The following is a 14,364-nucleotide window of genomic DNA, read 5'->3' on the forward strand; positions in this document are numbered from 1 at the left end:
AGCCGAAAGCCTCATGCGAAAGCATGAGGCTTTTTGCTATTCTTTTTCCACCATAGCCTGCCTTGCTGGAAAAGATCATTTAACCTCAACACGTATAATCTTGCCGCCGTTACCAGACATGACACACGTACCCGCCGGGTCATAATCTTAATTACTAACCTACCTAAGTCGAAATGGGATCTTCGTCACCTTTTAACCATAACAAACATGTAACATCTCCCTCTTTTGTCCACATTGAGCAGGGACGTTCGCTCTAAAAATAATACCTATTGTAAGCAGGAGTTACATACGAATGGCTGAAAACAGCATGAAAAATAATGCCTCTCTCACCAGCAGCGATACGCGTCGCCGGGTATGGGCCATCGTCGGGGCCTCATCGGGTAACCTGGTAGAGTGGTTCGATTTTTACGTCTACTCTTTTTGCTCCCTCTATTTTGCGCACATCTTTTTCCCGCAAGGTAACCCCACCACTCAACTGCTTCAAACTGCCGGTGTTTTTGCCGCAGGTTTCCTGATGCGCCCCATCGGCGGGTGGTTATTTGGTCGTATTGCCGATCGTCATGGGCGTAAAAGATCGATGCTGATCTCGGTCTGCATGATGTGTTTAGGCTCGTTAGTGATCGCGTGCTTACCGGGGTATGAAACCATCGGTACCTGGGCTCCGGCATTACTGCTGTTGGCACGTCTCTTTCAGGGGCTGTCGGTTGGCGGCGAATATGGCACAAGCGCGACCTACATGAGCGAAGTGGCAGTAGAGGGGCGCAAAGGGTTTTATGCCTCATTTCAGTATGTCACCCTGATCGGCGGGCAACTGCTGGCATTGCTGGTTGTGGTGATCCTGCAGCAAGTGATGGAAGACTCAGAACTCAGGGCCTGGGGATGGCGTATACCTTTCGCGCTGGGCGCAGCGCTGGCCATTGTCGCGCTCTGGTTACGTCGCCAGCTGGATGAAACCTCCCAGCAGGAAGTGCGATCCCTGAAAGAAGCTGGCTCTATGAAAGGGCTGTGGCGCAACCGCAAAGCATTTTTGATGGTGCTTGGCTTTACCGCCGGCGGCTCACTCACCTTCTACACCTTTACCACCTATATGCAGAAATACCTGGTCAATACTGCCGGTATGCATGCGAATGTTGCCAGCGTCATCATGACCGCAGCGCTGTTCCTCTTTATGCTGATCCAGCCGATTATCGGTGCGTTATCCGACCGCATCGGGCGGCGCACCTCCATGCTGCTGTTTGGCGGGCTGGCGACCGTTTGTACGGTGCCAATCCTCACGGCGCTGCACAGCGTAACTTCACCCTATGCCGCTTTCGCGCTCGTCATGCTGGCGCTGGTAATCGCCAGTTTCTACACCTCAATCAGTGGGATATTAAAAGCGGAGATGTTCCCGGCGCAGGTGCGTGCTCTGGGCGTTGGCTTATCTTATGCCGTGGCGAATGCACTGTTTGGCGGATCGGCTGAATATGTGGCGCTGTCATTAAAATCAGTCGGTTTCGAAACGGCTTTCTTCTGGTACGTCACCGCAATGGGCGCAGTGGCATTTCTGGTATCGCTGACGCTGCACCGCAAAGGGAAGGGCATACGCCTTTAATGTTCAGCCAGTTGCCACACGGCATAGCCCGTTGTGGCACCGGCGACATCCCAGGCGAAATCTTTCCAGCTCCAGCCGCTCCCCGCCGGGCGGCTGTCCCACAGCTCCTTCGACGCACCAAGACTTACTGAAAACATCACACCGATAAGGGCGCTGCGATCGCGGCTGATACCCTGATGTTGGGCATACTCATTACCTGCGGCAGAGAGCATGGCCGAGGCCAGAAAGTGCTGCGCTTTATCCTGGCCGCTCCAGCTATCGTTCGCCATGTGGCTGCAGCCGGTTAATAAGAGGGTGCTTAACAGAAAGGCTTTGTTCATACGCAGAGACCTGAAAAAAAGCCCCGTCATAAGACAGGGCTTCGATATTAGAGGATGCGGCTGATCAGTTTATCGATACGGATACGGCGCAAGCGACGAATAAGCTTACGCACTTTCACCGGGTACTCGGCGATGCTTTGCAGATCGCGATAGTGATTCACTACCGTTGTGTGGGTGCGGATAAGTTCCAGCTCTTTATCGCGCTGCGCCGCCAACTGCTGTTTCGGATCGTGGATCAACACCGCGTTTTCCAGATCCAGACGCCAGGCGCGCGGGTTAAGATTATTACCCGTCAGCAGCATCCACTCATCGTCGACCCACATCCCTTTCAGGTGATAACTGTTATCGCCATCTTTCCACAGGCGAACCACAAGCTGGTCGGTATTAACGTAGTACTGCAGGCGGCTCAGGAAGCGGCGCAGGTTAATCTCATAGAGATAGGGCAGCGCGCCGATGATTTTGAACGGCTCATCTTCCGGGATAAAAAAGTCATTCGCCGTTTTATCGCCAACGATAATCTCCACCTTTTTCCCATCGCGCAGCAGCTGAATAATGTTGCGAACCAGCACTGCCGGCAGGTTGAAGTACGGAGTACAGATAGTCAGTTTCTGTTCCGCACACGGCATCAGATGAAAGATGGTTTTATTCAGCAGGCTCGATTTTCCGAGGCCAACCAGCGGCGTAACCGCCAGTTCGTCATTGCTGGCGTTGCCCTCAAAATGGAACGAGGCATCGCGCAACGCCTGGCGGAACTGGCGAATATCGTTTTTAATTTCCGGGCTTTTTGGCCGCGCTGGATCGTCAAGACGATTAACGCCGCGCCCGTGAATCAGGTTTGACTCCAGCCAGCCGCGCATCACTTCCGCCATCTGCGGATTGCGGATAAGCTGATAGCGGTCATAGCGATATTTATCATGTTGATGGAGGTAAACATCATTGAGGCTCGCGCCGCTGTAAAGCACCGCGTCATCGATAATAAAGCCTTTGAAATGGAGAACGCCGAGAGCTTCGCGCGTATTGACCGGCACGCCATAAACAGGAACATCAACGCCGGGATTCTCCTGCGCTAAACGGCAGTACCAGTCAGCGTTGGTGTTGGACGCCGCCGCACCAATGCGGCCACGCTGGGCGCGATGCCAGTCAACCAGTACGCGCACGTCCAGCTCCGGACGCTGACGTTTTGCTTCATACAGCGCGTTCATTACGCCTTTGCCGCCATCGTCCTGTTCCAGATAAAGGGCGATGATATAGATTTGGCGTGTCGCGCTCGCTATCCGGGCAAGCAACGTCTCCCTGAAATCGGCCGGTGAGTAGAAGAACTCTACCTCATCAACTGACTGAGAAAGCTTGGGGAGTTGGGCAAGGTGTTGTTGATGTTTATTACGCTTAAATTTTGACAACATCACAGTGCGTTTCTTCTCTGTTTATTGAAGGGTCTTCTGTACCATGCAGACGACATAAGCGGGCAATAATAACACCGTGTCCACTAAAGTGGTCAACATTTCCAGTACCTTACTCAGGATTGCGCCGTCTCTGCCAGAGGAAGTGAAAGTCCTACAATCCCGTCTTCCATCTGGATATCGACATCAAATCCCAGTTTACGCGCCAGCGTCACCATACCGCGATTGTTGGGCATAGTAATACCATTCAAACGCTTAAGTCCGTGATCCCGGGTATAGGCAATAAGTTTTTCCAGCAGACGCCGCCCAAGCCCAAGACCTTTTAAATCAGAACGCACCAACACGGAAAATTCGGCATCAATGTTATCCGGATCCGATATCGCACGGGTTACGCCGAGGATCTCTTCACCCTGCTCCGTGCGGCGTACTGCGACAAATGCCATTTCCCGATCGTAGTCGATTTGCGTCATATTCGCTAAATCATCATGGGTAAATTCGTTGATCTCGCTAAAGTAACGGTAATAGAGATCCTCTTTCGTTACCTGCGAGATAAATTGCTGCAGCAGAGGCTCATCTTCCGGCAGGATCGGGCGGAACAGGCAGTGCTCACCGTTTTTCATCGTCACCTGCTCTTCGAGATATTGCGGGTAGGGGCGGATTGCCAGCCGCGCTTCGCCATTTTCGCTGGCCGCCGCTAACGTTATCGAGACATCCAGCGCCGTGAATTCGCTGCCGGACGCCAGCAGAGGGTGAATATCGAGCCGCGCAATCTCCGGGCAATCAATAATCAGATTGGAGACCTGCACCAGAAACTGACTCAGCCCGGCAATATCGAGTGAGCGTAAAGCGCTGCGCCCACGGATCTTTTTACGCTTAATTGCCTGAATCACCAGATAGCGGGCGAGGTTCATATTGAGCGGCGGTAACGCCACCGCGGCCTGATCCTCCGCGCGCCACTCGACGCCGCCTTCGCCCAGCATAATCAGCGGGCCGAACACCGGATCGTGCTCTACCACCACCCGCAACTCCTGAGCGCCTGCGCGGTTCGCCATGCTCTGCACCTGCAAACCCTGAATACGCGCCTGCGGCCAGTTGAGCTTAACGCGCTCAATAATGGCATCCGCCGCCTGCTGCACCTCTTTGGCGGTACGCAGATAGAGCATCACCCCCTGTACCTCAGATTTATGCGGAATATCGGGCGAGCGCAGCTTCAGCGCGACGGGGTAGCCAATTTGCTCGGCAATATGTACCGCTTCGGCACTGTCGCCCGCAATCCAGGTGGGCAGCGTTTGCAGCCCCCAGGCACGCAAAATTGGCTGCACCTCATGGGTGTCGAGCGTCGTTGCGCCCTCGGCCAGCGCCTGTTGCAGCAGTTTCCGCGCATCGGCGGTATCTGCCGTCAGGCGTTGGGAGAGCGCCGGGGTTTCACGCAGCTGCTTCTGGTTACGGCGATACTCAACCATATGCATAAAGGCGGTAATGGTCCCTTCCGGCGTACGGTAAGTCGGCAGGCCCGCTTCGCTAAAGAGCCGACGCGCCTCCTGCGACGAGAACTCGCCGCACCAGTTAGTCAGCACGGTGACATATTTGCCGCGCGGGTGTTTTTTCAACACATCGATTAACGCCAACGCGCTTTCGCTGCCCGGTGCCGCGGCGCTCGGCGCGTGGATCACCATCAGCGCATCATAATCATGGCTGTCGAGCAGGATGTTTAGCGCGGCGGCGTAGCGTTCGCAACTGGCATCATCGCGCAGATCTAGCGGGTTGCTGGCGGCGACAGACTCCGGCAGCACAGCAGAGAGTTGCGCCAGCGTCTCTTCGCTTAACGTCGCCAGCTTGCCATTGCGTAACCAGAGCTGATCCAGTGCCAGCGCTGCGGGTGCCGCACCGTTGCTGATAATCATTAGCCGCTCGCCGCGCAGCGGGCGCATATGGCTTAAGGTCTCAACAGCGGAGAAGAGTTCGTGGGTATCCTGTACGCGCAGTAAACCAGCGCGCTGGATTGCCGCGTCCCAGGCGGGATCGAGCCCTGAATGGGCATGCAGCAAGCGCTGCGCTTCGGGGCTACGGCCACTTTTGATCACCAGAATCGGTTTATTGCGCGATGCGCTGCGGGCGGCGGAGACAAAACGGCGCGCATCGCTGAGGTGCTCAAGATAGAGCAGAATGGCGCTGGTCTTGCTGTCGCGGGCCAGGAAATCGAGCAGCTCATCAACGTCGATATCCAGGCTGTCGCCAAGCGCAATAAAGTAGGAGAAACCCATCTCGCGCTGCTGCGCCCAGTCGAGAATGGTATTGGAGACGGCGGCGGACTGGGAAATAAATGCCAGCTTGCCGCGCGTAATCGGCACCGGTGAGAAACTGGCGTTCAGACCCTGCCACGGCGCGAGCAGCCCTAAGCTGTTTGGCCCGAGCAGGCGCATCTGATAGCGGCCTGCGCAGGCGAGTAATTCAGCATGCTGTTCCGGCGGGGCAGAGAGAATAATGCAGGTTTTACACCCTTTTTCGCCAAGCGCCTCCAGCAGCGCCAGATTGCGTTTCGCATGGGTGCAGAGCACCGCGAGATCGGGAGTAAAGGGGAGGCTGGCGATATTTGGCCAGGCGAGCACGCCCTGCACGGCTTTATAGGCGGGCGTGACCGGCAGCACCGGCCCGGCAAAGCCGCCGGCGAGAAGATTACGCATCATCAGAAAACCGGCGCGATCCGGTTTCATGGATGCGCCAATAACCGCAATCGAACGGGGACGTAATAACGCTTCCAACCCTCGCTGGCTCATACCGGTCTCCACAAATAAGTGACCCGATGATTTTAAACGCTTTCTTCCGCTTTTGCTGTGACGGTGGACGAATGATGCGGTTTCCCGGCCAGATAGCGCTTACGAAACAGCGTGAAATGATCGCCTAATGCCTGCGCCGCGGCGTTATCACCGGCCAGATCGAGCAGGGCAATGGCTACTTCCGCCGTGCAGTATTGATCCTCGGCATGCGCTTCTCTCAGGCGATAGGCCGAAACCCGCGACAGATCGACGGAGATAATCGGCAGGGCATCAAGATAGGGGCTTTTGCGGAACATCTTGCGCGCTTCGGTCCAGGTACCGTCGAGCATAATAAACAGCGGCGGTTTTCCTGCGGGCGGCGCGCTCAGCACCTGTCGTTCACTGCCAGCATAAGAAGCAGGAAACACCACCATCGGTTGATAGGCATCGCTGGTGCATAAATCGATGAGCTCCTGCGGCGGTTCGGTGCGCGACCACTGAAACGCCAGCGTATCAGGCAGCACATCGGCAATTAAACGCCCGGTATTGCTCGGCTTCATCGGTTCGGTATCGAACATCACCAGGCAGAAGCGGCTGGCGGCAGCGGTTGGCTTTAAGGTGTCGCACAGGCAGTTACGCAGCGGCAGCAGACAGCGCTGACAGCGTCGGATGCGATTACCACGCGCAAGAAAAGGGCGGGTCGAGCGGGCAAGGCGCTCAGCGCGGAGTTTGAGAACGGCGTTATCAGTCATGGCGGTCGCACAGGAAAAACGCCATTGTCGCAGAGGTAAAAACGGGGCACAAGATGCGCCCCGACAGGATCAAAGAGATTCGTTCAGCCAGCTGTCGAACGGGGCTTTCGGTACCGCGCCGCTCAGCATGTCCACCACTTCGCCATTTTTGAACAGCATGATGGTCGGAATGCTGCGAATGCGAAAACGCGCGCTCAGTTCACGCTCTGCTTCGGTGTTCACTTTCACAAAGCGTACCTGGCCACTGCGCTCTTCCGCCACATCTTCAAAGATCGGCGCAAAGCTACGGCACGGGCCGCACCACGGCGCCCAGAAATCGACGACCACCGGCAGATCGTCTTTCAGGAGTTTATCGAGCGTGTCGCCGGTGGCGTTGATCACGTCGCCGTCGAACAGCTCGTGCCCGCAACGCCCACATTTCGCTGCATCTTGCATGCGTTCTTGTGGGATACGGTTCAACGCCTGGCAGCTTGCACATACGGTATTCATAACTAACCTCAGGGAAGCGGTGGTACACAGCGGCATGATGCCGTTATGTTTCTACAATGTTACGTATTATTGATGTACAGGTTTTAAACAACAACGTGGTTTATTCAATGAGTACAATAGTCGCTGGCTTTTGAATGAATTAATGGCGAAGCGTCGGCACATCAGGTAATCTGCGCGCTTCGCGCAGCGCTGGTGGAGAAAAGCATGAACGATGAGTTAAAGAACAAGAGCGGCAAGGTCAAAGTGATGTATGTCCGCAGTGATGATGATTCCGATAAACGAGGTCATAACCCGCGTACCGGGAAAGGGCCTGCTCGTACCGGAAACGCTTCCCGCAATGACAGAAGTCGCCCGGGCCGTGACGACAAAGGTCGTTCTGCACGTGATGACAGAGGTGGTCGTCCGCAACGCGATGAGAGAAGTCGCGCACCGCGTGATGATTACAGCGCACGGGGTGATTCACCGTGGCGCACCGTGTCACGCGCACCCGGCGAGGAAACGCCGGAGAAGCCGGACCACGGCGGTATTAGCGGTAAAAGCTATATCGATCCTGAAGTACTGCGCCGTCAGCGCGCAGAAGAGACGCGCGTGTATGGCGAAAACGCCTGCCAGGCGCTGTTCAGCAGCCGCCCGGATTGCATCGTGCGCGCCTGGTTTGTGCAGAGCGTCACGCCGCGCTTTAAAGAAGCGCTGCGCTGGATGGCGGCTAACCGCAAAGCGTACCACGTGGTCGATGAGCAGGAGCTGGCAAAAGCGTCCGGCACCGAGCACCACGGCGGCGTCTGCTTCCTGATCAAAAAACGCAACGGTCTGAGCGTTGAGAAGTGGGTGGCAAGCGCAGGTGAAGAAGATTGCGTACTGGCGCTGGAAGATGTGGGTAACCCGCACAACCTCGGCGCGATTATGCGTAGCTGCGCGCACTTTGGCGTAAAAGGCGTAGTGTTGCAGGATGCGGGCGTGATCGAATCCGGTGCTGCGGTACGTACCGCAGAGGGCGGGGCAGAGCACGTTCAGGCGATCACCGGCGAAAGTTTTGTCGGCGCGCTGGAAGCATTTCGTCAGGCGGGTTACGCACTGGTGACAACATCCAGCCATAACGGCACGCCGCTGTTCAAAGCCGAACTGCCGAAGAAGATGGTGCTGGTGTTAGGCCAGGAGCGGGATGGTATTTCCGATGAAACGCTGTCGCGCGCCGATCTGAGCGTCTCCATTGAAGGCACCGGCAACGTTGAAAGCCTCAACGTTTCGGTCGCAACCGGCGTATTGCTCGCCGAGTGGTGGCGTCAGAATAAGGCATAAGGTATCAAGGTCGGGCGGCGCATGCGTCTACCCGGCCTTACCCGCTGCACTTCTGTAGGCCGGATAAGGCAACGCCGCCATCCGGCATATTTCCCGCATATCCTGTTCGCGTTCCGCTGGCTGTTTCGTAGGCCGGATAAGGCAACGCCGCCATCCGGCACATCTCCCGGATACCCTATTCGCTTTCCGCCGGCAATTCCGGCATCCAGTTAATTGGCTTTTCGCCATGCTGCTCCAGCCACTCATTCGCCAGCACAAAATGGTTACAGCCAAAAAAGCCGCGATGAGCCGAAAGCGGCGACGGGTGCGGCGCGGTCAACACATGATGGCGTTTCCTGTCGATAATCGCCCCCTTCTTCTGCGCATGCGATCCCCACAGTAAAAAGACCACGCCTTCACGGTGCTCATTAATCAGGCCGATCACTTTATCGGTAAAGGTTTCCCAACCGAGGCTGGCGTGGGAGTGCGCTTGCCCGGCGCGCACGGTAAGCACCGTATTAAGCAACAACACGCCCTGGCGCGCCCAGCTCTCAAGGTAACCGTGAGTAGGGCGGCTAAAGCCCGGCACGGTTTTCTCTAACTCTTTGTACATATTCAATAAAGAGGGGGGAACGGTGACACCGGGCCGCACGGAAAAGGCCAGCCCATGCGCCTGGCCGGGGCCATGATAGGGATCCTGTCCCAGGATCACGACTTTCACATCGCCAAGCTCGGTAAAACGAAAGGCGTTGAAGACATCTTTCTGCGGTGGATAGATCGTCGCGCCGGACTGGCGTTCAGCGGCCACGGTATTCAGGGTATTCACAAAGTAGGGCTGCTGTTTCTCTTCTGCCAGTACGTCATGCCATGTCAATGAAGTCGTCATCCCGATCTCCTGCAAAGTTGGTTTGCCGTAGCTTAACTGCTTCTTTCTCCAGAACAAAATCAGCCGCTCGCAAAATCGCACACCCGCTAAAAAATAGTTGAAAATTTACGTAAATTTTTTGTGCGCCCGAGAAGCATAAATTGATATAAAACAAGAACAAACCCTAATAGCCATTTTTCCTGTATGGTTTTTATTGACTAAAATCAAAGAATGGCCCGGTGCGGGCTGGTATATAAACAACCAGACAACAATGGTTTTACCAATTGGCCGACCTGCGTTCGGTCAATCACCTAATCTGCCTAGGGAGGCTATCCATGATTACAGGTATCCAGATTACAAAAGCGGCTAATGACGATCTGTTGAACTCATTCTGGCTGCTTGATAGCGAAAAGGGCGAAGCACGCTGCGTCTGTGCGAAAGCCGGTTTCGCTGAAGATGATGTTGTTGCAGTAAGCAAACTTGGCGATATCGAATACCGCGAAATCCCGATGGAAGTGCAGCCGGAAGTGCGCGTTGAAGGGGGCCAGCATCTGAACGTTAACGTGCTGCGTCGTGAAACGCTGATGGACGCCGTTGAGCATCCGGAAAAATACCCGCAGCTGACAATTCGTGTTTCCGGTTACGCTGTACGTTTCAACTCGCTGACACCGGAACAGCAGCGCGACGTTATCGCTCGTACCTTTACTGAAAGCCTGTAATCGCAGGCACTAATAAAAACGCCGGGTTTCCCCGGCGTTTTTTTACTTTTCGCTCTTCTGCTGTTCGCTGCCCGCCGTGCTCGGCTTGCGGCGCTTACCAATATTCTTGGTATCGCGATGGCGCTGCTTAACGCGCGGCTTCTCTTTATCTTTCTCTTTTTTCTTCTCATCGCGCTTCGCTAACGCTTTTTTCGACGGTTTGCCGTTCAGTTTTTCACTTGGCGGACGGCTTGTCGGGCGCAGCTCATCAATGACACGCGCTTTCAGCGGCTCTTCAACGTAGCGGCCAACTTTGCCCAGCAGCAGGTGATCGTGCGCTTCAACCAGTGAAATGGCGATGCCCTTACGTCCCGCGCGACCGGTACGGCCGATACGGTGCAGGTAAGTATCACCGCTGCGCGGCATATCAAAGTTAATCACGTGGCTGACATCGGGAATATCAATCCCGCGTGCGGCAACGTCGGTTGCCACCAGAACATTGACGCGGCCTTCGGTCAGGCGCTTGATCGCTTCGTTACGCTTGATCTGTACCATCTCGCCTTCGAGATAGCAGTTGTTAATGCCCGCTTCACGCAGCCAGGTCGCCAGCTCATGCACACGCTCGCGCTTACGTACAAAGACGATGGTGCGGGTGGCGTCCGGCTGTTTCAGCAGGTGCACCAGCAGCGCGGTTTTGTGCTGCACATCATCGGCACGGTAATACCACTGATGAATTTTTTTACGCTCGCGGGTCGACGGCGTGGCAGAGACCTCAACCGGCTCTTCCAGCAGGCGCTCGGCAAAATCTTTGATCGCGTCGCCTTCCAGCGTGGCGGAGAAGAGCATGGTCTGCTTGCGCCAGCGCGTTTCAGCCGCAATGGTCTCGATATCCTGCGCGAAGCCCATGTCCAGCATGCGGTCCGCTTCATCAAGAATCAATGTTTCTACCGCGCGGCAGTCGAAGTTCTCTTCTTTTATATACTGCAGCAGGCGGCCGGTGGTGGCGACCACGATATCCTGGTTTTCGCTGAACACTTCGGCGTGGTTCATATACGCCACGCCGCCAGTAATGGTGGCGATATCAAGATGGGTGTTTGCCGCCAGTTCACGCGCGTGGTCGGCAACCTGCATCGCCAGTTCACGGGTTGGTGTCAGGATCAGGATACGCGGCGGGCCGGATTTCTTACGCGGAAAGTCCAGAAGGTGTTGCAACGCCGGCAGCAAAAAGGCTGCGGTTTTACCTGTCCCGGTGGGCGCAGAACCGAGGACATCACGCCCTTCAAGCGCAGGCGGAATGACAGCGGCCTGGATAGCGGTTGGGCGTGTAAAGCCTTTATTCTGGAGCGCGTCCAGAAGGCTGTCGTCAAGTTCGAGTTCGGAAAAAGTCGTTACAGTCATGTTCTACCTCTGTGTGGGGCGCTGATTATAGACGTTACGGCTGCAATCTTCATCTGTTGTCTGCTTATCGCTTTTCTGACGCTACGCTTTCCCCTATGCTACAGCGGTTTTCCGTTTTGAGGTTGTAAAGATGTCTCAGCCAAAGGCTCAGCTTCGCCGCGATGGCTTCACGTTTAAATCATTTTTCGTCGCGCATGACCGCTGTGCCATGAAAGTCGGTACCGATGGTGTAATGTTAGGCGCCTGGGCACCGGTCTCCCGCGCCCGTCATATTCTCGATATTGGTAGCGGCAGCGGCTTACTGGCGCTAATGCTGGCGCAGCGTACCGCAGATGATGTAACCGTCGATGCGGTTGAGCTTGATGAGCAGGCGGCAGGGCAGGCGCAGGAGAACGTGCAGGCTTCTGTGTGGGCCGATCGCATTCGCGTCCACTGCGCCGATATTCTCGCCTGGAGCCAGCAGAACACCGCGCGTTTTGATCTTATTGTCAGCAATCCGCCCTATTTTGAAGAGGGCGTCAAGTGCGCCACGCCTGAGCGCGACCTTGCGCGTTACACCACCACCCTCGATCACCAGACGCTGCTGGAGATCGCCGCGACGCTTATCACCGAAGAGGGCTTTTTCTGTGTGGTGCTGCCGGTTGAAACCTGCGAAGGCTTTAGCGAGAAAGCGCGACAGCTCGGCTGGCATTTGCGGCTGCGTACCGATGTCGCGGAAACGGAAGGGCGCCTGCCGCACCGTGTGCTGCTGGCCTTCTCGCCGCGGCAGGGCGAGCTTTTTGCCGACAGGCTGGTGATCCGCGGCGCGGATCAGCGCTATTCAGAAAGCTATAGTGCGCTGACCCAGGCCTTCTATCTTTTTATGTAACTCTGCGGCGAGAGCACCGTTGGCCCGGATTCCGGCAACTGATGCGGGTAATCCAGCGTGTAGTGCAGGCCACGGCTCTCTTTGCGCATCATTGCGCAGCGCACAATCAGCTCCGCTACCTGCACCAGGTTGCGCACTTCAAGCAGGTTATTTGACACGCGGAAGTGCGCGTAATACTCGTCAATTTCCTGCTGCAACAAGTTAATGCGCCGCAACGCCCGCTCAAGGCGTTTGGTGGTCCTTACAATCCCGACGTAATCCCACATAAACAGCCGCAGCTCATGCCAGTTATGTTGCAGAATCACCCGCTCATCGGCATCGTCAACCCGGCTCTCATCCCACGCCGGTAACGCAGGCACGCTTTCGACGCCCGGCATACGGTGCGCAATATCTTCAGCGGCCGACCAGCCATAGACCAGACACTCCAGCAGTGAGTTAGAGGCCATGCGATTAGCGCCATGCAGCCCGCTGTAGCTCACTTCGCCAACCGCATAGAGGCCATTAACATCGGTACGGCCGCAATCGTCAATCATCACCCCGCCACAGGTGTAGTGTGCCGCTGGCACAATCGGCACTGGCTCTTTAGTCAGATCGATGCCGAGGCCAAGCAGTTTCTCGTAAATCATCGGGAAGTGGTGGCGCACAAACTCAGGCGGTTTGTGGCTGATATCCAGGTACATGCACTCGACGCCGAGGCGTTTCATTTCATGGTCGATGGCGCGCGCCACCACATCGCGCGGAGCGAGTTCGCCGCGCGGGTCGAAGTCCGGCATAAAACGCGTGCCGTCCGGGCGTTTGAGGTGTGCACCTTCGCCGCGTAGCGCTTCCGTCAGCAGGAAATTGCGCGCCTGCGGGTGAAACAGCGCGGTGGGGTGAAACTGATTAAACTCCAGATTCGCCACCCGACAACCCGCACGCCAGGCCATGGCGATACCATCGCCGGAAGCGATGTCAGGATTGGTGGTGTACTGATAAACCTTCGATGCGCCGCCGGTGGCCAGCACCACCGCTTTTGCGCGACAGGTCTCAACCTGCTCTTTATTGCGATTCCACACCCATGCACCCACCACCCGGCGCGCACCGGGCAGGCCAATCTTGTCGGAGATAATCAGGTCAACCGCATTGGTGCGCTCAAGCAAGCGAATATTGGGGTGGCTCATCGCCTGGCTCACCAGCGTGTTCTCCACCGCTTTGCCGGTGGCATCAGCGGCATGAAGAATTCGTCGATGGCTATGCCCGCCTTCGCGGGTGAGGTGATAGCTGGCATCGCCGCTTTCACTCAGCTCGGTATCAAACATCACGCCCTGGTCGATAAGCCACTGCACGCAGTGACGCGCATGGCTGGCGACAAACTCCGCCGCGTGGCGATCGACAATACCGGCACCGGCAATCAGGGTGTCTTCGACATGCGAGGCGATGCTGTCAGTTTTATCAAACACCGCCGCAATACCGCCCTGCGCGTAGAGTGTTGACCCTTCGCTGACCGGCCCTTTGCTTAAAACGATAACGGAATGGTGCTCAGCCAGACGTAACGCAACGGAGAGGCCCGCCGCACCGCTGCCAATCACCAGCACATCACAGGAGAGTTCAGGAGTTGTTTGCATTGTGTGTTTAATTTACTAAACAAGTGTTGCCCGAGAATAGCACCACCCGCACAGCAAATGCACATTTTTTTGTTTTGTGTATTAAGCACTAAACATGACGGGCGCTGGTGGCTGAAGAGAGAGGATAAAATCTAAGAAAAGGCTGTTTGTTTACTAAGGTGTATTAAGGATGAAAAAAAAGCATTAGTGCGGTAATCTCTGGCGATCTTAAGGTCTTTTCTTTGAGAACAGGGTGCAGTTGTCGGCAGACTTATAATGAGTGATAACGAAAGTTCTGCGTAACTCTGCACAAAAACAAAGGCGTGACGGAACTTTCTTACCGGTCTGCTCTCTAATTGGCTGCTT

Annotated in this window: 12 protein-coding genes; 4 read left to right on the forward strand and 8 right to left on the reverse strand. The window is 55.8% G+C overall.

The genetic code is table 11. From position 1 onward, the window contains the following. Window positions 1-292: 292 nt before the first annotated feature. On the forward strand, window positions 293-1,591 hold the full coding sequence (locus tag IAE50_RS12605) for an MFS transporter (RefSeq protein WP_200580398.1): 1,299 nt from the start codon (window positions 293-295) through the stop codon (window positions 1,589-1,591). Here IAE50_RS12605 and IAE50_RS12610 read toward each other — a convergent pair. The 5 genes from IAE50_RS12610 to trxC form a co-directional block, all read right to left on the reverse strand. Then, window positions 1,588-1,911 carry a YfiM family lipoprotein gene (locus IAE50_RS12610; protein ID WP_200580399.1) on the reverse strand — a complete coding sequence of 108 codons (324 nt, stop codon included), beginning with the start codon at window positions 1,909-1,911 and terminating at the stop codon, window positions 1,588-1,590. The two genes, IAE50_RS12605 and IAE50_RS12610, sit on opposite strands and share 4 nt — an antisense overlap. A 47-nt stretch (window positions 1,912-1,958) precedes the next feature. Beyond that, complete coding sequence (gene pssA / locus IAE50_RS12615) at window positions 1,959-3,314, reverse strand: CDP-diacylglycerol--serine O-phosphatidyltransferase (protein WP_042714812.1); 1,356 nt, start codon at window positions 3,312-3,314, stop codon at window positions 1,959-1,961. 113 nt (window positions 3,315-3,427) lie between these two features. Further along, on the reverse strand, window positions 3,428-6,088 hold the full coding sequence (gene pat, locus IAE50_RS12620) for a protein lysine acetyltransferase (RefSeq protein ID WP_200580400.1): 2,661 nt from the start codon (window positions 6,086-6,088) through the stop codon (window positions 3,428-3,430). A 32-nt stretch (window positions 6,089-6,120) separates the two neighbouring features. Beyond that, window positions 6,121-6,819, reverse strand: coding sequence for a tRNA-uridine aminocarboxypropyltransferase (locus tag IAE50_RS12625; protein ID WP_200580401.1), 699 nt, complete (start codon window positions 6,817-6,819; stop codon window positions 6,121-6,123). Window positions 6,820-6,888: 69 nt separating this feature from the next. Continuing rightward, window positions 6,889-7,308 carry a thioredoxin TrxC gene (gene trxC, locus IAE50_RS12630; protein WP_200580402.1) on the reverse strand — a complete coding sequence of 140 codons (420 nt, stop codon included), beginning with the start codon at window positions 7,306-7,308 and terminating at the stop codon, window positions 6,889-6,891. Between the two features lie 204 nt (window positions 7,309-7,512). Here trxC and IAE50_RS12635 point away from each other — a divergent pair, with 204 nt between their 5' ends. Then, window positions 7,513-8,607, forward strand: a complete 1,095-nt coding sequence (locus tag IAE50_RS12635) for a tRNA/rRNA methyltransferase (RefSeq protein ID WP_042714816.1) — start codon at window positions 7,513-7,515, stop codon at window positions 8,605-8,607. Between the two features lie 175 nt (window positions 8,608-8,782). Here the strand turns inward: IAE50_RS12635 and ung are convergent, their stop codons facing one another. Further along, window positions 8,783-9,472, reverse strand: coding sequence for a uracil-DNA glycosylase (gene ung / locus IAE50_RS12640; protein ID WP_200580403.1), 690 nt, complete (start codon window positions 9,470-9,472; stop codon window positions 8,783-8,785). Window positions 9,473-9,786: 314 nt separating this feature from the next. Here ung and grcA point away from each other — a divergent pair, with 314 nt between their 5' ends. Next, a complete protein-coding gene (gene grcA / locus IAE50_RS12645) occupies window positions 9,787-10,170 on the forward strand; it encodes an autonomous glycyl radical cofactor GrcA (RefSeq protein ID WP_023481164.1) in 384 nt (127 codons plus the stop codon). A 42-nt stretch (window positions 10,171-10,212) separates the two neighbouring features. Here grcA and srmB read toward each other — a convergent pair whose 3' ends face one another. After that, window positions 10,213-11,547, reverse strand: coding sequence for an ATP-dependent RNA helicase SrmB (gene srmB / locus IAE50_RS12650; RefSeq protein WP_042716759.1), 1,335 nt, complete (start codon window positions 11,545-11,547; stop codon window positions 10,213-10,215). Between the two features lie 130 nt (window positions 11,548-11,677). On the opposite strand from srmB, the gene IAE50_RS12655 reads away from it, so the two are divergent. Beyond that, window positions 11,678-12,415, forward strand: coding sequence for a tRNA1(Val) (adenine(37)-N6)-methyltransferase (locus IAE50_RS12655; RefSeq protein WP_042716757.1), 738 nt, complete (start codon window positions 11,678-11,680; stop codon window positions 12,413-12,415). Here IAE50_RS12655 and nadB read toward each other — a convergent pair. After that, window positions 12,400-14,019 carry an L-aspartate oxidase gene (gene nadB / locus IAE50_RS12660; RefSeq protein WP_200580404.1) on the reverse strand — a complete coding sequence of 540 codons (1,620 nt, stop codon included), beginning with the start codon at window positions 14,017-14,019 and terminating at the stop codon, window positions 12,400-12,402. The two genes, IAE50_RS12655 and nadB, sit on opposite strands and share 16 nt — an antisense overlap. Window positions 14,020-14,364: the final 345 nt, after the last annotated feature.

Source organism: Kosakonia sp. S42 (genome assembly GCF_016624785.1).
GTDB classification, from domain to species: Bacteria; Pseudomonadota; Gammaproteobacteria; order Enterobacterales; family Enterobacteriaceae; genus Kosakonia; species Kosakonia cowanii.

What these genes read in the sequence shown, in the direction of transcription:
- IAE50_RS12625 (WP_200580401.1), bottom strand. Translation starts at nt 6,819, where the DNA reads ATGACTGATAACGCCGTTCTCAAACTCCGCGCTGAGCGCCTTGCCCGC.
- ung (WP_200580403.1), bottom strand. Translation starts at nt 9,472, where the DNA reads ATGACGACTTCATTGACATGGCATGACGTACTGGCAGAAGAGAAACAG.
- IAE50_RS12655 (WP_042716757.1), top strand. Translation starts at nt 11,678, where the DNA reads ATGTCTCAGCCAAAGGCTCAGCTTCGCCGCGATGGCTTCACGTTTAAA.
- pat (WP_200580400.1), bottom strand. Translation starts at nt 6,088, where the DNA reads ATGAGCCAGCGAGGGTTGGAAGCGTTATTACGTCCCCGTTCGATTGCG.
- IAE50_RS12605 (WP_200580398.1), top strand. Translation starts at nt 293, where the DNA reads ATGGCTGAAAACAGCATGAAAAATAATGCCTCTCTCACCAGCAGCGAT.
- trxC (WP_200580402.1), bottom strand. Translation starts at nt 7,308, where the DNA reads ATGAATACCGTATGTGCAAGCTGCCAGGCGTTGAACCGTATCCCACAA.
- pssA (WP_042714812.1), bottom strand. Translation starts at nt 3,314, where the DNA reads ATGTTGTCAAAATTTAAGCGTAATAAACATCAACAACACCTTGCCCAA.
- IAE50_RS12635 (WP_042714816.1), top strand. Translation starts at nt 7,513, where the DNA reads ATGAACGATGAGTTAAAGAACAAGAGCGGCAAGGTCAAAGTGATGTAT.
- IAE50_RS12610 (WP_200580399.1), bottom strand. Translation starts at nt 1,911, where the DNA reads ATGAACAAAGCCTTTCTGTTAAGCACCCTCTTATTAACCGGCTGCAGC.
- srmB (WP_042716759.1), bottom strand. Translation starts at nt 11,547, where the DNA reads ATGACTGTAACGACTTTTTCCGAACTCGAACTTGACGACAGCCTTCTG.
- nadB (WP_200580404.1), bottom strand. Translation starts at nt 14,019, where the DNA reads ATGCAAACAACTCCTGAACTCTCCTGTGATGTGCTGGTGATTGGCAGC.
- grcA (WP_023481164.1), top strand. Translation starts at nt 9,787, where the DNA reads ATGATTACAGGTATCCAGATTACAAAAGCGGCTAATGACGATCTGTTG.